The following is a 21,988-nucleotide window of genomic DNA, read 5'->3' as shown; positions in this document are numbered from 1 at the left end:
CCTCCGTGTCCACAGAACGCACCCTCGTCCTGGTCAAGCCCGATGGCGTGAAGCGCCAGCTGACCGGCACCATCTTGGCCCGTGTCGAGGCCAAGGGCTACCGCCTGGTCGAATTGAAGCAGGTCCAGGCCACCCGCGAGATCCTCGAGGCTCATTATGAAGAGCACGTCGGCAAGCCGTTCTACGAGCCGCTCGTGGAATTCATGCTCTCCGGCTCGGTCGTCGCCGCCATCTTCGAAGGCGAACGCGTCATCGAAGGCTTCCGCTCACTGGCCGGCGCCACCGAGCCGACCGCAGCTGCCCCCGGCACCATCCGTGGTGACCTCGGCCGCGACTGGGGCCTGAAGGTCCAGCAGAACCTGGTGCACGGGTCCGACTCGGTCGAGTCGGCAGAACGCGAAATCGGGATCTGGTTCTCCTAGCCCGAACCAGTGCCCCCGCAGAATCGGCCGCCGCCCCCCGTCCAGGGGAGCGGCGGCCGACGTCGTTCGCGGCAAGGGTTCGTTCTAGCCGAAGAACACCTTGGCGAAAGTGATCAGGATGGACCCGGCACAGAGCAGGACGATCAGCGAGACGATCACCCAATGCCATTCCGCCAGGAACTTCCGCACACCGGCGGGTGCCGGAATAACCCCGTGGCTGATGTTCCGGGCGGTCGTGTAGGTGAACACGACGATCATCATGGCCCAGACGACCATGCAGTAGGGGCAGAGGATCCCGATGACGTAGAGGGCCTGGAACCACAGCCAGCCGATCATGGCCATGGCCAGCGTGACGCCGATCTGCAGGCCCACGAAGTACCAGCGCGGCAGTGTGGCCCCGGCGATGAGGGTGATGCCGATCGCGGTCAGCACCGCGAATCCGGCAACACCAATCAGCGGGTTGGGGAAGCCGAAGAGGGCCGCCTGTGCCGTGCGCATGACACTTCCGCAGGATACGAAAGGGTTCATATCGCAGGAGGTGACGTAGTCCGGGTTCTTGTAGATTTCCAGCCGTTCAAGCGTCAACGCCGAGGAGGCGATCCAGCTGACGAAACCGGTGATGGCCAGGATCCACCCGAAAATGGGGGTCTTGGCGTAGCCGGGAAGATCCTCGCGGGCTGGCCGGATCGAGGTGCCGTCCGGCTGGTTCCTACTGGGGGCATGCTGGGCCACGCGGGGCTCCTCGGGTCTGTCGGTGTCGTGGCGATTGCCGCCATCCACTTCGATTCTAGGGCCCGGAGGCCACGCCACGGACGGTAGACTGGCAGAGTTCTCCAACGTGAAAGAAGTGTAGTGTCGCAGATTCCCGCCAAGGCCGCTGATCCCCAGATCATCGACCAGTCCTCCCGTCGTCGTACCTTTGCGGTGATCTCGCACCCCGATGCGGGCAAATCCACCCTCACCGAAGCGCTGGCACTCCATGCACGGGTGATCGGCACCGCCGGGGCAACCAACGGCAAATCCAACCGCAAAGACACCGTCTCCGACTGGATGCAAATGGAGAAGGATCGCGGTATTTCGATCAGCTCCACCGCCTTGCAGTTCGAATACCGTGACACCGTGATCAACCTGGTCGACACTCCGGGCCACGCTGACTTTTCGGAAGACACCTACCGGGTGCTGGCTGCCGTGGACTGCGCGGTGATGCTGATCGATGCGGGCAAGGGGCTGGAAGTCCAGACCATGAAGCTCTTCGAGGTGTGCCGGCAACGGAACCTGCCGATTATCACCGTGATCAACAAATGGGACCGCCCCGGGCTGGAATCCCTGGAGTTGATGGACGAGATCACCGAACGGACCGGATTGCGGCCCATGCCCTTGACCTGGGCGGTAGGCATTGCCGGAGAGTTCCACGGCGTCGCGGATCTGCGGAAAAACGAATACGTCCGCTTTACCCGTAACTCCAGTGGGGCCTCCTTGGCCCTGGAGGAACATTTCACCCCCGAGGAAGCCCAGGACGTCGAAGGGCAACTGTGGTCCGACGCCCTGGATGAGGCTTCGCTGCTGGAAAGCTCAGGAGAATTCGACCTGGATGGTTTCCATGCCGGCACCGCAACCCCGGTGCTCTATTCTTCGGCCGCACAGAACTTCGGGGTCCGTCAGATCCTGGACGCCCTGGTGGATTTGGCCCCCTCGGCCGCACCGCGCGCCGACGCAGACGGGGAAGTCCGTCCGGTCGATGCCCCCTTCTCCGGCTTCGTCTTCAAGGTCCAGGCCGGCATGAACCAGGCCCACCGCGACCATGTGGCCTTCATCCGTGTCTGCTCGGGAATCTTCGAACGCGGCATGGTGGTCACCCACGCCAACACCGGTAAGCCGTTCGCCACCAAATATGCCCAACACCTGTTCGGCAGGGACCGCGAAGTGATCGACCAGGCCTGGCCGGGAGACGTGGTCGGGCTGGTCAACGCCTCGGCGCTTCGGGTCGGAGACAGCCTCTATGAGGACACCCCGGTGACCTATCCGCCCATTCCCTATTTCAGCCCCGAACATTTCCGCGTCGCCCACGCGAAGGATCCCAGCCGCTATAAGCAATTCCGCCGCGGCATCGACCAGCTCGAACACGAAGGCATCATCCAGGTCCTGCGTTCGGACCGGCGCGGAGACCAGGCCCCCGTTCTGGCCGCCGTCGGACCCATGCAGTTCGAGGTGGTCCAGGACAGGATGGCCCAAGACTTCAACGCCCCCATGCGGATGGAGACCCTCGGATACTCCTTGGCACGGCTGACCACCAAGGAAGCCATGACGACGCTCGCCCCGGTTCGGGGGGTCGAGGTGATCATCCGTTCGGATGGCGAATATTTGGCGTTGTTCAACGATGTGTGGGCGCTGCGCCGGGTAGCCAAGAACTACCCGGACCTCCCGCTGACGCAGATCGGGGTCAACCAGGACGCGTCCGTCTGATCCTTCGGTAGAGAACGTGGCGACCGGCTCATGATTGAACGCGTATGAGACAATGGCGTTGGTTGGTGGTGAATCCACAGTTTGCTTCCAGCCCAACCACAGGATTCCGGGCCCTCACGCGATGGATCACCGTAGGCATCGACCACGATGCCGGCGGATGAAAACCGCGGACGGTCGCCGCAACAGAAAGCGGCTCGCCCGGGGAACTGGGTTGGTTTCCCGGGCCGCCGCACCCGCCGACGTTGGTGCACCTCGGGAGATAAGAAAACTGACTTCCGGGGATCGGATGGCCGACGAGGCCGCGGTTCCCGAACCGATCGCCGGCGTCCCGGCTGTGGAGGGTACTCCGGCTAGGAGCATGGCCTTTCATGGAAGCAACGAACGAAGAGCAGAATGGGCCGGCACAATCGTCCCTCCCGTTGAATGACGACGCCGCCGAGAGTATCGAAGCACCCCAGACAGCGGCACCAGCCAAGCGGGCGCCACGCAAACGCGCCACGACCCGTAAACCGGCGGCCGCTGCCGCCCCGGCCACCGAAGAAGTCGCCGCAACGGTTGCTGCCGCGGACCCGGCAGCTGCTGAAACCGCAGCCGAGCCCGAAAAGACCGCGGCCGCACCGGCCAAGAAGACGGCCCGTGCACCACGGACCCGGAAACCTGCCGCCGCTGCGGCCAGCACGGAGCAGGCCTCCGAAACGGCCGAGACGGAAGAACTGCCCCAGAAGCCGGCCCGCGCACCGCGGACCCGCAAACCGGCAGGCACCTCAGCGGCGACCGCTGTCACCGCAGACACGCCCGAAGCCGCCAGCACCACGGATCTCGACGGCGCGGGGCAGACCCCCGACGCCGCCGAAGCCCCGGCCAAGACCACCCGGACCCGCAAGGCCCCGGCCCGCAAGTCCCGGGCAGGCGCCACCAGCACGAAAGCCACCCCCGCCGCCGAAGAGGCCGATAGCCCGGCAGCAGCAGATACCGTGCCCGAGGCTGTGACGGAAAACCCCGCCGCCGATGAAACCGCGCCGGCCACGACCGCAGACCCGTTTGCTGTCCCCGACTCGGCGATCTCCGTCCTCTTCCAGGCCCCCGACCTGGCAGCAGTTGCCCCCGGTACCCGGGCCACCGAGGAAGGTTCCTCCGAGGACGGGCAGGATGCGGGTACGGGCAACCGTTCCAGCCGCCGCAACCGGTCGCGTTCCCGCGAGGAAGCACCGAACCGGGAGGAGCGCGCCGACTCCGAGGAAACCAGTGACGAGTCGGGATCCAGCTCGCGACGCCGCCGGCGGCGTCGCCGCGGTGACGCGGACCTGGAACTGACCGGCGGCAACGATGACGATCCGCCCAACACCGTGACCCGCGTGCGCGGTCCCCGCGCCGCCGCCGACCCGGCCCCGTCGAATAAGGTCACCAGCGTCAAGGGCTCCACCCGGCTCGAGGCCAAACGCCAGCGTCGCCGTGATTCCCGGGATTCCGGTCGTCGCCGCCACGTGATCACCGAGGCGGAGTTCCTGGCCCGCCGCGAATCGGTGGACCGTCAGATGGTCGTCCGCCAGCGCGACGAGCGCATCCAGATCGGGGTGCTGGAAGATGGTGTTCTGGCAGAGCACTTCGTCTCCAAAACCCAGCAGGATTCGCTCATCGGCAACGTCTACGTGGGCAAGGTCCAGAACGTCCTGCCGTCCATGGAGGCAGCCTTCATTGATATTGGACGGGGTCGCAACGCCGTGCTCTATGCCGGTGAGGTCAACTGGGATGTGGCAGGGCTCGAAGGCCAGCCACGGCGTATTGAACATGCCCTGAAGTCAGGGGACCCGGTGCTGGTGCAGGTCACCAAGGATCCGGTGGGTCATAAGGGGGCCCGGCTGACCAGCCAGATCTCGCTGCCAGGGCGCTACCTGGTGTATGTCCCCGGGGGGTCGATGACCGGCATCTCCCGGAAGCTGCCCGACGTCGAACGCAACCGGCTGAAGAAGATCCTCAAGGATCACCTGCCGCAAAACGCCGGCGTCATCGTACGCACCGCCGCGGAGGGGGCCAGCGAGCAGGAGCTGATGAACGACATCAACCGCCTGCGCGCCCAGTGGGAAGAAATCGAGGCGAAGTCCACGTCGACGAAGACCACCCCGCCCGAACTGTTGTACGCGGAACCTGACCTGACCATCAAGGTCGTCCGCGACGTCTTCAACGAAGACTTCTCCAAGCTGATCGTCTCGGGAGAACACGCCTGGGACACCATCGAGGCCTACGTCACCTATGTGGCGCCTGACCTGCTGGACCGGTTGGAGAAGTGGACGAGCGATGAGGACATCTTCACCGCCCGCCGACTCGAGGAACAGATCCACAAGGCCCTGGACCGCAAGGTCTTCCTTCCCTCGGGTGGTTCGCTGGTCATCGACCGGACCGAAGCCATGACCGTGGTGGACGTGAACACCGGCAAGTTCACCGGCAGCGGCGGAAACCTCGAGGAAACGGTCACCAAGAACAACCTCGAAGCCGCCGAAGAAATCGTCCGCCAGCTGCGGCTGCGAGATATCGGCGGGATCATCGTCATCGACTTCATCGACATGGTTCTCGAAGCCAACCGGGACCTGGTCCTGCGTCGGCTCGTGGAATGCCTGGGCCGGGATCGGACCAAGCACCAGGTCGCCGAAGTCACCTCCCTGGGGCTGGTGCAGATGACCCGCAAACGGATGGGCACCGGACTCTTGGAGGTCTTCAGCGAAAACTGTGAAGCCTGCAACGGTCGCGGAGTCGTCACCCATGACGAGCCCGTGGAACACCGTCGGTCCACGAGCCAGCAGAGCGAACAGCACAACCAGAAGCGGAACGACCGCAAACAGCGCGGCAACCGTCACGGCAAGGGCGGGGATCAGGTCACCGATCAGGCCACCGAGCCCTCGGCGCCCGAACCGAAGAAGCATGACCCCGAGGCGGAAGCCAAGGCCGAAACGACCCGGGCCGCTTTGGCTTCCATCGCCGCCGCTACCCAGGCCTCGCATGAGCAGACCGGGGGAACCAAGCAGCGCGACGGGAACGACGCCGGTGCTTCCAGCCACGGCGAGACGGCACCCGTTGAGGCTCAAGACGGCTCCGAGAGCGGATCGCGTCGCCGTGGACGGGGCCGCTCACGCGGCCGCGGCCGTGCCGGTTCGGCCGAGATGTCGCCTACCAGCGGGTCGGGGGAGCAGACGGTCGAAACCGCCGGCAGTGCCAGCACCACCGGTGGCCCCGCGGCCTCCAGCTCCCACCAGCCGGAGGAACGCCCGCAGGCCGGCAACGCCGGAAGCAGCGATGCCGCACAGGAGACCGAGGTAGATCGTGATGGCCCCGTGGTGAGCATCGCCGGCGAGGACGTCCGACTGCCGCGGGCACGTCGGAGCCGTCGGGCCACGGCACCAACACAGACCCCTGATCTGACGTTGGAATCTTTGAGTGCTGCCTTCGGCGCAGCACCGGAGCCGGTTCGTGAGCCGGCCGCCGTACAGCCGCCGGCACCTGCCGTTGATTCGGCACCGGCAGCACAACTGACACCGGCACCGGCAGCACAACCGGTGGCCAGTACCCCGGCCCGCCGTCCGCGGCGCAGTCGGGCGGCATCCAGCGCCCAGGGCGGCGCGAATATGCCGATCGAACGGGTGGAGGCCACGTCGTCGTCCCCTGAGGCAGGAACGAGTCACGTCGCCAAGCTCGAGTCTTCGGAGCCTGGGGCGAAGAAGAAGGCCGCCGAAGACGCGCCGATGATGTTCGGGGTGGGAGTGCCGGCCTCCGAGCTGTAACCGCAACGGACGGTTCACCCGTCCAGAAGAGTACCTGTGTGGGCGGGCCCTGGTTGATCCGGGGCCCGCCCACCGTCGTGGGGCAGCCTGAGTTCCCGGTTGCGCTCACGCCCCGCAGGATCATTGACCGGTGCGGAGCCCCATGCTAAACATGGCCCACCCCTGATGCTCAGGGACCGGTCGGCCGGCAACGGCATCCACCCTCACGGTTCGTGAACATCCCAACCGATCGATGGGTGGGACAACGATGTCCGGCAACAGCACCAAACAGGTGATGGGTCACCGGGAAACCGGCTTGCCCCGAAGCATGGGCTTGGCCTGCGCCATTGCTACCGTCGTCGCCGGCACCCTCGGAGCCGGGCTCTTCGTCACCCTGGGAACAGCGAGCACCACCACGGGTCCCAGCGTGATCCTCGGGGTTGCCGTCACCGGCATCATCGCCCTGTGCATTGCCACGTACTACAGCTGGATGGGCACCATCTTTTCGGCAGCCGGAGGCGCCTATACCTACCTTTCGCGCACCTTCAACAGCCGTTTCCTGGGCTTCGTGGTCACGTGGACGAAATGGTTGGGCTACATTGCGACCGACGCCGTGCTGGCCATCGGGTTCGGTAGCTACCTCAATGTCTTCTATCCGACGGTGGACCCCGCCGTCTCCGGCTTCGTCCTGCTCACCGTGCTCTTCATCGTCAATCTCGGCGGCGTCAAGGGGTATAGCGTCTCGCAAAACGCGATGTTCGGACTTCTGGTGGCAGCAATCCTGGTGCTGGTCATCCCCGGGGTGTTCTCCATCGACACCGCCAACTACCAGCCGTTCTTCACCGGTGGCGCCGGCGGATTCGTCGGCTCCCTCGTGCCTCTGTTCTACGCATTCATCGGCATCGAGGTCGCGGCACAGATGGGGGCTGAGATCAAAAACCCAGGACGCAACCTGCCGTTGGCGATGCTCGGAGGGACCTTCGTGCTGGTGGTCCTGTTCATGCTGACCGCCGTGGTGATCTACGGGGTGGTGGGCGATTACACGATTCTGGCCAACTCCGATCGGCCATTGGTGACCGCAGCCCAAACCTTCATGGGGGATACCGCAGTCATTGTGGTCGCCATCGGAGGCTTACTGGCCACCGCCACCAGTGTCCACGCAGTGATGGCAGCGGCCATCAAGATCCCCTATTCATGGTCTTGGGATGAAATCTTCCCCCGCTGGTTCTCCACGGTAAACCGGCGGTTCGGTACCCCGCACTGGTCGCTGCTGACGCTCTATATTTGTGCTTGTGCGCTCATGTTCTGGAGTGGGGGACTGGACCAGGCGTTGTCCATCGCCACCTTTAGCTACCTCGTCGCCTACCTGGGCGTGGCGGTGGCTGCAGGCTATATCTACGCCAAGAAACCCGGGTTTGCCGCCCGGGCAGCGTTCTCTCCCGGCCCCTGGTTCTATCTTCCGATCATCATCGCCGGGCTCGGGTCGGTGGCCTTGCTCTCCCAGGCGGCGAATTGGGGTGCCCTCTTCACTGGGCGTTTCCACGAACTGACCACCCTGGCCATCTACCTTCCGTGGCTGGCCATCGGGCTGGTGGTCTTCACGATCTATTCCCGTCTGGGGAAACGCCGGGGCACCGACGTCAACGCCATTCTGGACACGCTGCCCGGCGTGGAGGGGGAGACGATCTCCTCTTTGACCGGAAGAAAATGAGGCAGCCGTTGTTGCCTGCCGTTCGCGGTGTCGGGGCTGAGAAGGTAACGTAGAAAGGTGCTCCAGCCTCACGGGGGTCTTGACGACCCGCCGTCGGAGGATGTATTTGCTCCCGCGGACCGAAATAGCGTAATCTGGATCCTCGGTGCATGCGCCGCTCATCGGATTTTCCGCTCGGCGTGACAGCACAGCGCTTATCCCCGATCGTTTGGTCCGGTGGAATGTGCGCAGTAAGAGTAATAGACGTCGAGAGAAGTGAGTTCCCAAGTGGTGTACGCGATTGTCCGCGCAGGCGGCCGGCAGGAAAAGGTTTCCGTAGGAGACTGGGTGACCCTTGACCGCGTCCCCGAGGCAGCTGGTGGAACCATTGAGCTCCCAGCACTGCTTCTGGTAGATGGCGAGAAGGTCACCTCCGCTGCTGCCGACCTGGCGAAGGTCACCGTGACCGCCGAGGTTCTCGAGAACCTCCGCGGCCCGAAGATCGTCATCCAGAAGTACAAGAACAAGACCGGCTACAAGAAGCGTCAGGGTTTCCGTTCCGCACTGACCAAGGTCAAGGTCACCTCCATCGCCTAAGGCGACGGAGACCAGATCACCCACGATTCAAAGGTAGGCACATTCAATGGCAAGTAAGAAGGGCGCGAGTTCCACTCGCAACGGCCGCGATTCCAACCCTCAGTTCCTGGGCGTCAAGCGCTTCGGAGGCCAGGTCGTTTCCGCCGGTGAAATCATTGTTCGCCAGCGCGGCACGCGCTTCCACCCCGGCGCCAACGTCGGCCGTGGTGGCGACGACACGCTGTTCGCACTGGCAGCCGGCTCGGTAGAGTTCGGCACCCGTCGCGGCCGTCGTGTCGTGAACATCGTAGATGCCGGCTAATTTCTGTAGTACAGATTTTAGCTAGACTGGAGGGCGGGCCGTTTGGCCTGCCCTCCAGTTCTTTTTTTCACCGGCCGCATCACGGACCAGCAGGACCGTAGCGGCACCCAATAGAGGAGTCCCAGTAGTGGCAGCGTTCGTAGACCGCGTAGTCCTTCACGTTTCCGGCGGAAACGGAGGGCACGGCTGCGTGTCGATCCGTCGGGAGAAGTTCAAGCCGCTCGGCGGGCCCGACGGCGCCAGCGGCGGCAACGGAGGCGACGTGATCATCCGCGTCGACCCCCAGACCACCACGTTGCTCTCCTACCACCATTCCCCCCACCGCCAGGGCGGCAACGGCGAACCGGGCAAGGGCGATATGCAGCCCGGGCGCAACGGTGAGACGCTGATCCTTCCGGTACCCGATGGCACCGTGGTCAAAGACCGTGCCGGGAACATTTTGGCCGATATGGTCGGCGCCGGGACCGAGTATGTCGCCGCAGCCGGCGGCATGGGTGGCCTCGGTAACGCAGGCATTGCCTCGCAAAAACGCAAGGCACCAGGTTTCGCCCTCTTGGGTGTCCCCGGGGCGGAGCAGGACATCGTCCTGGAGCTGAAGTCTGTCGCCGATATCGCGTTGGTCGGCTACCCCTCAGCCGGAAAATCCAGTCTGATTGCCGCCATGTCTGCGGCCCGGCCCAAGGTCGCCGACTACCCGTTCACCACGCTGATCCCCAACCTGGGCGTCGTCCAGAGCGGGGAGGTCCGATTCACGGTCGCTGACGTGCCGGGGCTCATTCCCGGGGCCAGCCAGGGCAAGGGCCTCGGGCACGAGTTCCTGCGTCACGTCGAACGCTGCGCCGCGCTGGTTCATGTCTTGGACTGCGCCTCGCTGGAATCTGACCGTGACCCGCTCAGCGATCTGGAAGCCATCGAGGCAGAACTGGCCGCCTATGCCACCGACTCCAGCTACGCGGGCGCCGACGGTGTCGTGGTCCCGCTGAACGAGCGGCCTCGGCTGGTCGCCTTGAATAAGACCGACATGCCCGATGGTTCGGAGATGGCCGAATTCGTCCGTGCCGATCTGGAAGGGCGGGGCTACCGGGTCTTCGAGGTCTCGGCGTTGGCCAGGACCGGGCTGAAGGAACTGGGTTATGCCATGGCTGAGCTCGTCACCGAAGCACGCAAAAAGTCGACCGAGGAGCTGCCCCAGGTCGAGGTTCCCGTCCTGCGACCCCGCGCAGTGAACCGTGCCCCCTTCACCATCCACCGTGAGGAACGAAACCTCGAACCGCTGTTCCGGGTCGAGGGCGAAAAACCGGTGCGTTGGGTCAAGCAAACCGATTTCAGCAATGACGAAGCCGTCGGCTATTTGGCTGACCGGCTGGCAAAGATCGGTGTCGAAGACAAGCTGTTCAAGGCAGGGGCCAAGCCAGGGGATGCCGTGGTCATCGGTGACGATGACAACGGCGTGATCTTCGATTGGGAACCGACCATGGCTGCCGGCGCAGAACTGTTGGGCTCCCGTCGAGGCCAGGATGACCGGTTCGAGGACGCCAGCCGTCCCACCCGTGAACAGAAGCGTCAGGACCACCAAGAACGCAAGGATGCGCGTGCCGCAGCCCGCGCGGAATTGGAGCGCGAGCGCAAGTCAGGCGTGTGGACGGAGTCCGTGAACTATAAGCATCAGAGTTCGCCCAAGGACAGCGGGAAGTGAACCGACAGAACCGCCTTCCCTCCTCGATCCGGAGTCGCTCGCAACTCACCGAGGCGACACGGATCGTGGTGAAGGTCGGTTCCTCCTCGCTGACGACTGTCAACGGCGGGATCTCCGAGGATGCCCTCAATCGGCTGGTCGTTGAACTCTCAGCTGTTCGCAATCGGGGGATCGAACTGATTCTGGTGTCCTCGGGCGCCATTGCCGCAGGGATCGCCCCGTTGGGTCTAACCCGCAGGCCACGTGACTTGGCCACCCAGCAGGCGGCCGCCGGTGTCGGTCAAGGGCTGCTGATGGCCAAGTACACGCAGGCCTTCGGCGCCCACGGAATCACCGTTTCCCAGGTCCTGCTCACCGCGGATGACCTGATTCGGCGTCAACAGTATGCCAATGCGTTCCGGGCCCTGGGCCGTCTACTCACGTTGGGTGTGGTCCCGGTCGTCAATGAGAACGACACCGTGGCGACCCATGAGATCCGTTTCGGAGATAATGATCGGCTTGCCGCTCTGGTGGCCCACCTGGTGAAGGCCGATGCCTTGGTCCTGCTCTCGGATGTCGATGCCGTCTATGACGGCCCGCCGACGAGAGGGGCCAGCCGTATCGCTGACGTGGGTAGCGCCGCGGACCTCGACGGGGTCAGCATTGGGACGACCGGTGGCTCCGGCGTGGGCACCGGGGGCATGGTCACCAAAGTTGAGGCAGCCACCATGGCCGCCGATTCGGGGATCCCCACCCTGATCACGTCGACAAAACAGGCAGGCCGTGGCCTGGCAGGGGAGGACGTCGGGACGTGGTTCTCCGCCCGCGGCGGACGCCGTCCGGCCCGGATGCTCTGGCTGGCCCAATTGGCCAACACCCAGGGCGGCCTAACGCTCGACGACGGTGCCGTCGCCGCCGTTGTTTCGGGCGCGCGCTCATTATTGCCTGCCGGTATTACCTCCGTGAGCGGGAACTTCGAAGCAGGGGACGCCGTGGAGATCACCGATCCCGAAGGAAAAGTGGTTGCCCGCGGATTGGTGAACTACGCTTCCAAGGAACTGCCGGAAATGCTGGGACGTGGCACCCGGGAACTGGCCAAGAGCCTTGGGTCCCACTACGAACGCGAAGTCGTCCACATCGACGATCTCGTGGTGCTCAGGCCAGGGGGGCGGACCCGCAAGAAGCAGACCCTGCCGCCCACGGAACCGAAGCCTTAACACTGTTGCTCAACAATCGGCATGGCTCCGGTCGGGCCGACTAGGCTTGGGTCATGAGCCAGAGCGTTACCGATTCCACCAGTCCAACCGAAGATATTGCCCGTCAGGTCGGGCTGCGGGCCGATCGCGCCCGACAAGCTTCCCGCGTGTTGGCCCGGGCCACCCGGGATTGGAAAGACCGAGCCCTACGGGCTATCGCCGCTTCCCTGGACGAGCGGCGGGCCTCCGTGAAGGCCGCCAACGCCGAGGATCTCGAACGTGGCAGGGCGGCAGGCACGACCGATGGCCTGCTGGACCGGCTCAAACTCGACGACGCCCGCATCGACGCCCTGATGGCGGCCCTCGAGGAACTTGCGGGCCTGCCGGACCCGGTGGGTACCGTGCAGCGCGGACAGACGCTGCCCAACGGACTGCGCCTGCGGCAGGTCCACGTGCCGATGGGGGTACTCGGCACCATCTACGAGGCACGCCCCAACGTCACCGTGGATATCGCCGGTCTGGCCTTGAAGAGTGGTAACGCGGTTCTGCTGCGGGGTGGATCGGCTGCAGCACGGTCCAACGAGGCGTTGTTGTACTTGATTCGTGACGCCCTCGAGTCGGTGGGTTTGCCCGCCGATATCGTGCAGAGCGTGGATGACTTCGGCAGGGCGGGGGCCACGGCGTTGATGGGTGCCCGCGGCAAAGTTGATGTCCTGATCCCGCGTGGCGGTCACGATCTGATCCAGACGGTGCTGCAGAACGCCCAGGTCCCGGTCATCGAAACGGGGGAGGGCAACGTCCATATCTTCGTCGACGCCTCGGCTTCGGCCGAATCTGCTGCAGCGATCCTGCTAAACGCCAAAACCCAGCGGCCCTCCGTGTGCAATACCGTGGAGACCTTGCTTCTGCATGCGCAGGCTCCGGCCGCGCCCGAGGTTCTCAAGGCCCTGTCTCAGGCGGGAGTCACCTTGCACGGTGATGAACGAGCGATGGCACTCATGGAGGGGCTCCGCGCCATCCCGGCAACCGAGGAGGATTGGGCCCGCGAGTATATGGACCTGGACTTGGCGGTGGCCGTCGTCGACGATCTCGATGCTGCGTTGGAACATATCCGTACCTGGACCACCGGTCACACCGAAGCCATCCTGACCAATGATCTCGCTCACGCCGAACGGTTCGTCGCAGAGATCGATTCTGCGGCGGTCATCGTCAACGCCTCGACACGATTCACCGACGGTGGCCAGCTGGGATTGGGGGCCGAAGTGGGGATCTCAACACAGAAGGTTCACGCCCGGGGTCCGATGGGTCTACGCGAGTTGACGACGACGAAATGGATTGTTCAAGGAGATGGCCACATCCGTTCGTAGAGTGCCTCGCAGGTGGGTAGGATGGTAGGCAGACATCAGACGATCGACGGATCGCATCGCCCGTTGGGGGCGCCGGTCGACGACGGGCACGAAGGAGAAAAATGCTCACGCAGGTCTTGGGTACGGTCATGGCAAGCGGCGCGGAGGCCGAAAGCGCCGGAAACTGGCCCTATCTTATCGGTGGAGGAATTTTCGCCTTCTTCCTCCTGCTGCTTTTCGTCGCTGTTTCCTTCACGAATGTCGGCAACCGGCACGAAGGACAGATCGAAGCCGAGGACGTCCACAAGCAGTTCTCGAACAAGCACGGCCACGACGATCACTAGTAGATCGCAGGCGGTCGGGTCCCAGAGGCCGGTCCGTCTTGGTGTCATGGGGGGTACCTTTGACCCCATCCACCACGGGCACCTAGTGGTTGCCAGCGAAGTGGCCGCGGAGTTCGACTTGGACGAGGTCGTCTTTGTTCCCACGGGGCAGCCATGGCAGAAGTCGGGTCAAGACGTTGCCGATTCCGAACACCGCTACCTGATGACGGTGGTGGCTACGGCATCGAACCCGCGCTTTACGGTCAGCCGGGTGGATATCGACCGCCCGGGCCCGACCTACACCATCGATACCTTGCGGGATCTACGCCGGCTTCGGCCGAACGCCGAATTGTTCTTCATCACCGGGGCCGACGCGCTGGAGCGGATTATGTCTTGGAAGGACATTGACGAACTGTGGAGCCTGGCGCATTTCGTCGGTGTCACCCGTCCGGGACATGAACTCCCGGATCTGGGCCGGACGGATATCAGCCTGCTGGAAGTTCCGGCGATGGCCATCTCCTCGACGGCTTGCCGGGACCGGGTCAAGGCGAATAAGCCGGTCTGGTATCTGGTGCCCGATGGGGTGGTTCAGTACATTGCGAAATACGAGTTGTATCACTACGACGGCGACACCTGAGGGGGATTGCCTGGAATGGACAACATGAGCGACGATTTGGGACGTACGCCAACGCGGCGATCCCTGCGTGAACAACGCCGTGTCAGCGAAAGCGCTGACGGCGGCCACGATCGTGGGCAAGTCCCGGGGGAAGACGCTGCTGCGCAGCCGGAACCGCGCTCATCCGGGGACACCAACGAGCTCGATCGCGTCACCAAGGCCAACCGCAGCAGACGCGCCGCGGACGTCCCCTTCGATATGGTGCCCGAACGCGAAGAGCAGAGTGAACCGGGTGAGCGCAGCTCCCTGCAGCGGGCCCGGGACCGCGAAGCATTGAAGGCACGTCGCGAAGCCGCGGCACAGCCACCTGCCGCACCGGCCAGCAGCCAGCCCAGCGGGGACGAACCAGCCCCACTGACCCGACGCCAACTCCGGCTTCAGGCCCTGGCAGCTGCACGGGCTGCCGCCGCAACGGAAGAACCAGCGGCAGAGGTTACTCCCAGCGCGGAGCCCGCGTCGCAAACTGTCCAGGATCCCGTCGAGACGCAGGACTCGCTCAGCGTCGAAGCAGCCCTGGAAGCACGTCGCCAAACGGTCTTCGAACAGCCGGTGAAAGCCGGGGCCGAGGCCGAGGAAGAACATGACGATTTAGAGATCCTCGCCAAACAGCGTGAACTCGCAGCACGAGCGGCCATCATCAGCCGACGGGTGGCCGAACGCGAACGACTGAAACGAGCCCACTCCACCCGGAACCAGGACGAGCAGGCTGGCGACCCGTTCACCGGGGCCATGGACCGGCTGCGGCGGGAAAAAGCCGAAAGAGATCTGGCCAATACCGGGATCAACGCCCCGGAGACGAGTGGCTTCCATCTCCAAATACCCGCGACCGGCAAAGGACCCGCGGTTGAGGCGCCGACTCCCGGGGCCGTGTCCGAGAACGTCGGGGCGAAGCCCGAAGAGCGGGAGCCTTCGGCTCCGTTTTCCGATGAACCAGGTCGCGACGCTGCCCGCCAGCCCGTGAGCGCCAGGTCGGCCCAGGGCCTGGACCCCCTGGACTACCAAACGGGCGGGGCCAGGCGGGCGAATATCTGGGCCTGGACAGTCCTCGGGGTACTCCTCGTGGGTGCCGCAGCCCTCACGACCGGCATCATCTTGATCACTACCCACGGCTAGTCGTCCTCCGACGACCAGCACCATGACCCGAGGAGCCACATGGCTGCAACAGAATACTCACTGAACGTTATCCAAACCGCAGCATTGGCCGCGGCGGAGAAACTCGCAGAGAACCAGATTGCCCTAGACGTCAGCGAACGCCTGGGGATCACGGATGCCTTCCTGATCGCTTCGGCAGATAGCGAGCGCCAGGTCAACTCCATTGTCGACGGCATCGAAGAAGCCCTGATCGAAAAGTATGACCTACGCCCCGTCCGCCGTGAGGGCAGGGGACTCGGCCGTTGGGTCCTGCTGGATTACATCGACGTCGTCATCCACGTTCAGCACCAAGAAGATCGAGTCTTCTACGCGCTGGATCGTTTGTGGAGCGACTGCCCCGCCATCGAACTGCCCGTCGAAGCCCGAACCGTGGCCACCACCGACGAGCCGGAGACCACCGCACAGTAAGCTGCCGTCGATTTGCGCGGGCTAAATTCCGTGCCCTATGATGGATGAGTTGTCCGGACGGAAACGAAACCGGCAACTCCCTTTCGGGGGTATGGCGCAGTTGGTAGCGCGTCTGCATGGCATGCAGAAGGTCAGGGGTTCGAATCCCCTTACCTCCACCGAAATTGAGACATCAAAGAAGGAGCCCCATCTGCGGATGGGGCTCCTTCTCTGTCCGGGGTCATTGAGCTGCCTGCCGCGTCGACCCGGATTAGTGCTGGGGTCGATCTTCTTCAAGAGGTTCAACGTCATCGGCCGATGCTGGAATCCGTGGAATGGTTCCCGTCGTGGTCGGCATGACCGGGGTGAGGACCGAGGCGTAGTCATGCTCGTTGGAGTAGTGGAGGAACCCCAGATGTGCCTCGTACCGGTCCAGGACATCATTGATGATCTGCTGCTCCGTCAGACCCATCAGGTCATAGCCCTCGGTTCCCGTCTGGGTGAAGACCTCCAGCCGGTAGTAGACGTCGATCTGTCGCGACATGCTGCGCCCGCCGAACATCGGTGCCGGCGCTTCGACGGCAGCTACCTGGTAGTGGAAATTCCGGTGGTCTTCCATGTTGACCAGCAGGGTGTGCTCGCTGATGCCCGTTTCGAGATTGGGTTCGCTCGTCAGTTCGGCGTCGTAGCCCAAACCGTTGAATTCGTTGAGCACTTCCTGCAACGCAGGTTCCACCACACGGTCAGCGAACTGTGCCACGGCCTTCTTGGACGGGTACGAACGCAGCTGGGCCAGGCGCTGACGCCAGGTCTTCTCTGGGGTCTGGCCGCCATGGATGGCCATCGAGCGCCGGCGCCGCACCTGCCCCTCTCGTTCGGCCCGTTCCATCCGCAGGACCTTGGAAAAGGAGGCCATGACCAAATAACTGATGATGGTCACCGGCAACGCGAAGATCAGCGTCGCGTGTTCCATGGTTGTCACCCCTCCGGCAACGATCATCGAAACCGTGAGCACCGCGGTGAGTACCGCCCAGAAGATCCGCAACCATTTCGCCCCGTCCACTGAAGGATCTGGAATCGAGGAGGAGAAATTCGCCATGACCATGGCACCAGAATTCGCGCTGGTCAGGTAGAACAGCATCCCGGAAAGTGTGGCCAAGCCGATCAGGAAGGGGGCGCCGGGAAACATCTCCAAGAGGGCATACCAGCCATGTTCGGGACTATCCATGGCCAGCTCGGCGAAGTCGGTGTTTCCCTCCAGCACCTGACGGAGGGCACTATTGCCGAAGATCGTGACGATGAAGAAATCGCAGAGGACCGGTGCGGTGATCGCAGCAATCACGAATTCACGGAGGGTGCGGCCACGGGAGATCCGTGCCAGGAAGAGCCCGACGAAGGGCCCCCAGGCGAGCCAGAAGGCCCAGAAGAAGAGCGTCCAACTTCCCATCCACTCACTGCCACCATCGGTGTAGGCGAAGGTCTTTAGGGTGCGCTCGGGCAAGGTGAGGACAAACCTGCCGATATTTTCGACCATCGCGTTGAGCAGGAAAGCGGTCTTGCCGGTAATCAAGATGTAGAGCATCATGGCGCCGGCGGCCCAGAGGTTGAGCTCGGAGATGAGCCGGATCCCCTTATCCACCCCCGAGGCGCAGGCGGCCACGGTCATGATGACGGCGACGAGCACCAAGGCGATCTGCAATGCCAGCCCCTCGGGAATACCCAAGAGCCAGGAAAAACCGACGTTGAGGAGCACGACCCCGATCCCCATGGACGTGGCCACACCGAAGACGGTCCCCACCAGAGCGAAGATATCGATGACATCCCCTGCGGCCCCCCGTACGCGTTTGCCCAAGAGCGGATATAGCACCGCACGAATCGACAGGGGCATGCCCCACCGATAGGCAAAGTAGCCCATGGCCATGCCCAGCAGGGCGTACATCGACCAACCGGCGACTCCATAGTGGAACATCGTCCAAATTACCGAGTCCTGGAGGGCTTCAGCCGATTCGGGAGTGGCCGAGGGTGGGGTGATGAACTGGGTGATGGGGCCGGTGACCGAGTAGAAGAGCATGTCGATGCCGACCCCGGCTGCGAACAACATGGCTACCCAGGTGAAGAGGTTGTACTGCGGGCGAGAATGGTCCGGCCCCAGCCGGACACCGCCTTCCTTGGAGAGCGCCACCCAGAGGACGAAGAGGATGACCAGGGTGATCGTTACGACGTAGAACCACCCCAGATTGGTCGAGATCCACGTCACGGCAGCTTGCATGGTCGCCGACGCCTGATCCGGTAAGAGCATCGCCCAGACCGAGAAACCCAAAATGATCGCCGAAGAGGTGACGAAGACGCGCCAATTGACCCGGGGCCCGCGGTGCTCGGAGAGCTCGACGGGTCCCTTGCTCAGTTCGCTGCTGGAAATGGGGGGACGCATGTGTTGAGCGTCGGGCTCCCTGCGGCGGCCTGCGATGCCGAAACGGCTGCGGTCGATCCTGGGGTGAGGTCGTTCGGCTGAACCCTCGGGGGGCTCTTCTGCGTCAGTCAATCAGTACTCCTTCGCGTCGGAACAATGGCGAAGACTGTTCCGCTCTGCAACGGGTGTATTCTCCCTACGGCAGGAAGAAGGCGTGCGGGCTACCCGGTAGTAATACGCGGCGAGTCCATGCTAACCCGGTAGCGCCGACCCGGGTAGTTGAGCCCGGGGAGGAGAGGCCAGGCCCTCTCGTCGTGAGGAGCGGGGAAGCGCCCTCGTGCTTGACCGAGAGCCACGTCCAGCTGGTTTAACCATGCGGACATCACGAGGTCGCTGTCGTCAACATCGAGCAGTTGCAGCGCCAGCCGGTGCATATCGCGACCAGCTTGCCGTTCCAAGGGGATGATCCGCCCACGGAGAGTCTGACCCACGGCGACGACCGTCGACACGTGGAGCGCGGCGCGACACAGGGTTCCGGTATACGGATCGGCAAAAAATTCACGATGGCCTCGATCTGTTCCGCTTCCATCCCCCGATAGGGGGAGCGTCAACGGCGAGGGCCCTACGGCGTTCGACCATGTCGTCCAGTGCCGCAAGGATCAGATCCTCCCGGGTGAGGACGTGGTGCTGTCGGTTGCCGGCTGCCACCCCTTCATCGGCCAGGCAGACGAGGATCGCCTCGAGCAATCGCTGCCGAGTGATGCGGCTGCGGTCCTGCTTCGGTGTCGAAGAAAACTGCGGAACGAGTCCGCGACGTGTGGGCGGTCAAGACCCATCGGCGGTGACCAAAAGAGCGACCCAAGGGTTGGGATGACCTGGTGGAAGGCGCCACACCTGATCCGATGCACGTACTCATCGACGGCCGGGACAGTGTCCAGTGCCTTTACATGTGAGGGACGACTACGCGCCCGAAAGAGACGCTAACCAGCCATCTGTCGGTGACCATTGCCTCGCTGAGCAATTCGAGTGCCGTTCGTGAGAACCGGGGTTCCAATCCTCCGTTGACCCACATGATGATATTGCCGATGTCACGGAACTACTCGAACGCGTGGACGCGATGTATCCGCCGGCAGCAGTCATCCCCAGCTCCGGACAGACGGAAGTATTGCCGGTCACCGCCATGCAGAGGCCGGCCCATCTACAGAACGCCTCAAACTTTTGGGGAATTCAAACGCCACCCGTGCTGGTCGGCATGATGGACCCGACTGGAAGGGGACTCTCTGCCGGTGAAGTTGTTGAGATTGCCTACAGGTCCCCGAATGTCTGCTCCGGATACTGGAAGAACCCGCAGGCCAAGGAGTCATCGAAGATGCCGTCCTCTGGTTCTCCGACCGGCTGAAGGAGATCATCACGTCCGGTGGTGAGAACGCCTCCTCGATAGCCGGAGAACTGGAGGAACGAGTCGTCTCCCACGCCACGCAGCACCTTGCGCGTTTCCAGGTGCCCAAGATGGTGCGGGTCTTTGCGGAGCTTCCGAAGACGGTCACCGGAAAGATACGTAAGAACGAGGTCAGGGCCCAGCTGGAATAGAGAGGCCGGCCCGCGTGGAGCTCCGTTTTCCGAGCTCCACGCAGACCAGATCCGGCACTAGAAGAGTTGACGCCAGTTCGTCGCCGCGAGGTCCAATAGCTCGTCGCCTCTGCCGGACATGACCGTTCGTACGGCATACAGGGCGAACCCCTTGGCCTGTTCAGCGGTGACGTTCGGTGGCATGGTCAGTTCCTGACGCGCCGTGACGATATCAACGAGTGCTGGTCCGTCATGGGCCAGGGCCTTCTTCAGGGCCGCATCCAGATCGGCAGAGCTTTCCACCCGGATACCGAGAACCCCGACCGCGTTGGCCACCTCGGCAAAGTTCGGGTTCTCCAAGTCGGTGGCATAATTCACGAATCCTGCCGCCTTCATCTCCAGCTCCACAAAGTTCAGTGAGGAGTTGTTGAAGACCACCATCTTTACCGGCAGCTTCGACTGGACCACGGTGAGCAACTCGCCCATGAGCATCGACAAACCGCCGTCACCACACATGGCAACGATCTGACGGCCCGGTGCCGCTGACTGTGCTCCGATGGCTTGGGGGAGCGCGTTGGCCATGGACCCGTGGGCAAAGGATCCGAACAGACGGCGCCGGCCGTTCATGGTCAGGTAACGGGAGGCCCACATGACCGGGGATCCCACATCGGGAATGAACACAGCGTCATCCGAGGCATGACGATCCAGACTCCGAGCAACGAATTGCGGGTGCAACGGTTTGCCCTTGCGCGTCTTCGTGGCCAGATCGTCGAGCTTCTCGCGGGTCTTGCGGTAGTGCTTCTGCGCATCCTTCAGATGTGATCTGCGGGACTTGCGCTTGAGCATCGGCTGGAGGGCTTCGGCGGTGTCGGCCACCGTGCCCACCAGCCCGAGGTCCACCGGAGCACGACGGCCGAGCTGCTCGCCACGAAGGTCAACCTGGATAATACGGGCCTTGGAGGGGAAAAATTGCTGGTACGGGAAGTCGGTGCCCAGCATGAGCAAGGTATCGGCGTCTTCCATGGCCCGGTAGCCCGAGGCGAAACCGAGCAGCCCGGTCATGCCGACGTCGAACTCATTGTCGTATTCGATATGCTCTTTGCCGCCGAGGGCGTGGACGATAGGTGCACCGAGAGTGTCCGCCAGCCCCACCACGGCATCATGGGCACCTGCCACGCCCGCGCCAGCAAGGATCGTGACCTTGGAGCCAGCATTAAGAATGCCTGCCGCTTCTTCGAGTTCTTCCCTCGAGGGCACCACGACCGGGTGGGAGCGGCGGATGTGGGTGATCCGCTCATTGGTTGCCGGAGCCAGTGCCACGTCGCCAGGGATGACCAGCACGGCAACGCCACGCTTTTCGATCGCGGTCCGCATCGCAATTTCCAGCAAGCGCGGCATTTGATCTGGGGTGGAGACCATTTCCGTGAAGACCGAGCATTCGCTGAAGAGGTCTTGAGGATGTGTTTCTTGGAAGTAGTTACTGCCAATCTCCGCGCTGGGGATATGTGCGGCAATGGCGAGAACCGGTACACGTGATCTATTGGCCTCGTAGAGCCCGTTGATCAGGTGCAGGTTGCCCGGACCACAGCTGCCGGCACAGACGCCCAGGTTCCCGGTCATCGTTGCCTCGGCCCCGGCAGCAAACGCGGCGGCCTCTTCATGGCGGACATTGGACCAGGAAATCGTCCCGTCCTTGCGCAGCGCGTCGGTGATCCCATTGAGCGAGTCTCCGGGGACGCCATGGATTCGTTGGACGCCGTTGGCCCGAAGGGTGGCGATCATGTGTTCTGAGACCGTAGTCATATCAGTTAGAGTTCCTTCCGCTGAGGTTGAATCCAGCCTACCGCTGAGCCTTCGACCCTCGCTTTTCCGAGGAGGTGGCGACACGCCGTCGCGGAGCGACACACCAGCTGTTGGCTTGTGGGCATCTTCCATGCACAGCCTGTGGATGGAGCTGCCTGAACCCCGGATTCGTGCGGCAATTAGGGATGCGTTTCTCCACACCCGCTGTGGACTAACGCCGTGGGGA

General features: G+C 63.6%; 18 protein-coding genes and 1 tRNA gene. 15 read left to right on the top strand and 4 right to left on the bottom strand.

Features of this window, described 5'->3' with window-relative positions; genetic code table 11:
* Window positions 1-5: 5 nt before the first annotated feature.
* Window positions 6-422 carry a nucleoside-diphosphate kinase gene (ndk, locus tag FM101_RS06090; RefSeq protein WP_086996949.1) on the top strand — a complete coding sequence of 139 codons (417 nt, stop codon included), beginning with the start codon at window positions 6-8 and terminating at the stop codon, window positions 420-422.
* A gap of 84 nt (window positions 423-506) precedes the next feature.
* Here ndk and FM101_RS06085 read toward each other — a convergent pair whose 3' ends face one another.
* Entirely contained in the window at window positions 507-1,154 is a 648-nt protein-coding gene (locus FM101_RS06085; RefSeq protein WP_179204252.1) for a vitamin K epoxide reductase family protein, read from the bottom strand.
* A 120-nt stretch (window positions 1,155-1,274) separates the two neighbouring features.
* Between FM101_RS06085 and FM101_RS06080 the strand changes: the two genes are divergently transcribed.
* The 13 genes from FM101_RS06080 (at window position 1,275) to FM101_RS06020 (ending at window position 16,159) form a co-directional block, all read left to right on the top strand.
* Window positions 1,275-2,885, top strand: coding sequence for a peptide chain release factor 3 (locus FM101_RS06080; RefSeq protein ID WP_086996943.1), 1,611 nt, complete (start codon window positions 1,275-1,277; stop codon window positions 2,883-2,885).
* A 368-nt stretch (window positions 2,886-3,253) separates the two neighbouring features.
* Window positions 3,254-6,658: an Rne/Rng family ribonuclease gene (locus FM101_RS06075; RefSeq protein WP_086996940.1), complete on the top strand. Its 3,405-nt coding sequence runs from the start codon at window positions 3,254-3,256 to the stop codon at window positions 6,656-6,658.
* A 247-nt stretch (window positions 6,659-6,905) separates the two neighbouring features.
* Complete coding sequence (locus FM101_RS06070) at window positions 6,906-8,348, top strand: APC family permease (RefSeq protein ID WP_086996937.1); 1,443 nt, start codon at window positions 6,906-6,908, stop codon at window positions 8,346-8,348.
* 267 nt (window positions 8,349-8,615) lie between these two features.
* On the top strand, window positions 8,616-8,924 hold the full coding sequence (gene rplU, locus FM101_RS06065) for a 50S ribosomal protein L21 (RefSeq protein WP_086996935.1): 309 nt from the start codon (window positions 8,616-8,618) through the stop codon (window positions 8,922-8,924).
* A gap of 46 nt (window positions 8,925-8,970) precedes the next feature.
* A complete protein-coding gene (gene rpmA, locus FM101_RS06060) occupies window positions 8,971-9,225 on the top strand; it encodes a 50S ribosomal protein L27 (RefSeq protein ID WP_086996933.1) in 255 nt (84 codons plus the stop codon).
* Window positions 9,226-9,352: 127 nt separating this feature from the next.
* Window positions 9,353-10,921, top strand: coding sequence for a GTPase ObgE (gene obgE / locus FM101_RS06055; RefSeq protein WP_086996930.1), 1,569 nt, complete (start codon window positions 9,353-9,355; stop codon window positions 10,919-10,921).
* Window positions 10,918-12,117: a glutamate 5-kinase gene (proB, locus tag FM101_RS06050; RefSeq protein ID WP_086996927.1), complete on the top strand. Its 1,200-nt coding sequence runs from the start codon at window positions 10,918-10,920 to the stop codon at window positions 12,115-12,117. Before obgE ends, proB begins: the two co-directional genes overlap by 4 nt.
* A 53-nt stretch (window positions 12,118-12,170) precedes the next feature.
* Window positions 12,171-13,463 (top strand): glutamate-5-semialdehyde dehydrogenase, encoded by a 1,293-nt coding sequence (locus FM101_RS06045; protein WP_086996924.1) that lies wholly within the window; start codon window positions 12,171-12,173, stop codon window positions 13,461-13,463.
* Window positions 13,464-13,564: 101 nt separating this feature from the next.
* Window positions 13,565-13,786, top strand: a complete 222-nt coding sequence (locus FM101_RS06040; RefSeq protein ID WP_086996922.1) for a hypothetical protein — start codon at window positions 13,565-13,567, stop codon at window positions 13,784-13,786.
* A complete protein-coding gene (gene nadD, locus FM101_RS06035; RefSeq protein WP_086996919.1) occupies window positions 13,701-14,402 on the top strand; it encodes a nicotinate-nucleotide adenylyltransferase in 702 nt (233 codons plus the stop codon). Before FM101_RS06040 ends, nadD begins: the two co-directional genes overlap by 86 nt.
* 24 nt (window positions 14,403-14,426) lie before the next feature.
* Complete coding sequence (locus FM101_RS06030) at window positions 14,427-15,554, top strand: hypothetical protein (protein ID WP_086996916.1); 1,128 nt, start codon at window positions 14,427-14,429, stop codon at window positions 15,552-15,554.
* A gap of 39 nt (window positions 15,555-15,593) precedes the next feature.
* On the top strand, window positions 15,594-16,001 hold the full coding sequence (rsfS, locus tag FM101_RS06025; protein ID WP_086996914.1) for a ribosome silencing factor: 408 nt from the start codon (window positions 15,594-15,596) through the stop codon (window positions 15,999-16,001).
* Window positions 16,002-16,086: 85 nt separating this feature from the next.
* A tRNA-Ala gene (locus tag FM101_RS06020) sits at window positions 16,087-16,159 on the top strand.
* 92 nt (window positions 16,160-16,251) lie between these two features.
* Here the strand turns inward: FM101_RS06020 and betT are convergent.
* A complete protein-coding gene (betT, locus tag FM101_RS06015; protein ID WP_086997001.1) occupies window positions 16,252-18,411 on the bottom strand; it encodes a choline BCCT transporter BetT in 2,160 nt (719 codons plus the stop codon).
* 1,284 nt (window positions 18,412-19,695) lie between these two features.
* On the bottom strand, window positions 19,696-19,863 hold the full coding sequence (locus FM101_RS15930) for a hypothetical protein (RefSeq protein WP_241895271.1): 168 nt from the start codon (window positions 19,861-19,863) through the stop codon (window positions 19,696-19,698).
* Between FM101_RS15930 and FM101_RS16195 the strand changes: the two genes are divergently transcribed.
* The gene (locus tag FM101_RS16195) at window positions 19,786-19,980 is read left to right on the top strand and encodes an AMP-binding enzyme (RefSeq protein WP_428844143.1); all 195 of its coding nucleotides are present in this window, start codon (window positions 19,786-19,788) and stop codon (window positions 19,978-19,980) included. The genes FM101_RS15930 and FM101_RS16195 overlap by 78 nt on opposite strands.
* Window positions 19,981-20,037: 57 nt before the next feature.
* Here the strand turns inward: FM101_RS16195 and poxB are convergent, their stop codons facing one another.
* Window positions 20,038-21,762 (bottom strand): ubiquinone-dependent pyruvate dehydrogenase, encoded by a 1,725-nt coding sequence (gene poxB / locus FM101_RS05995; protein ID WP_086996903.1) that lies wholly within the window; start codon window positions 21,760-21,762, stop codon window positions 20,038-20,040.
* Window positions 21,763-21,988: the final 226 nt, after the last annotated feature.

The organism is Arthrobacter rhombi (assembly GCF_900163545.1).
Taxonomy (GTDB): domain Bacteria; phylum Actinomycetota; class Actinomycetes; order Actinomycetales; family Micrococcaceae; genus Arthrobacter_H; species Arthrobacter_H rhombi_A.
The sequence above is the reverse complement of the archived record's forward strand: the minus strand, read 5'-3'. Positions and strand labels throughout refer to the sequence as shown.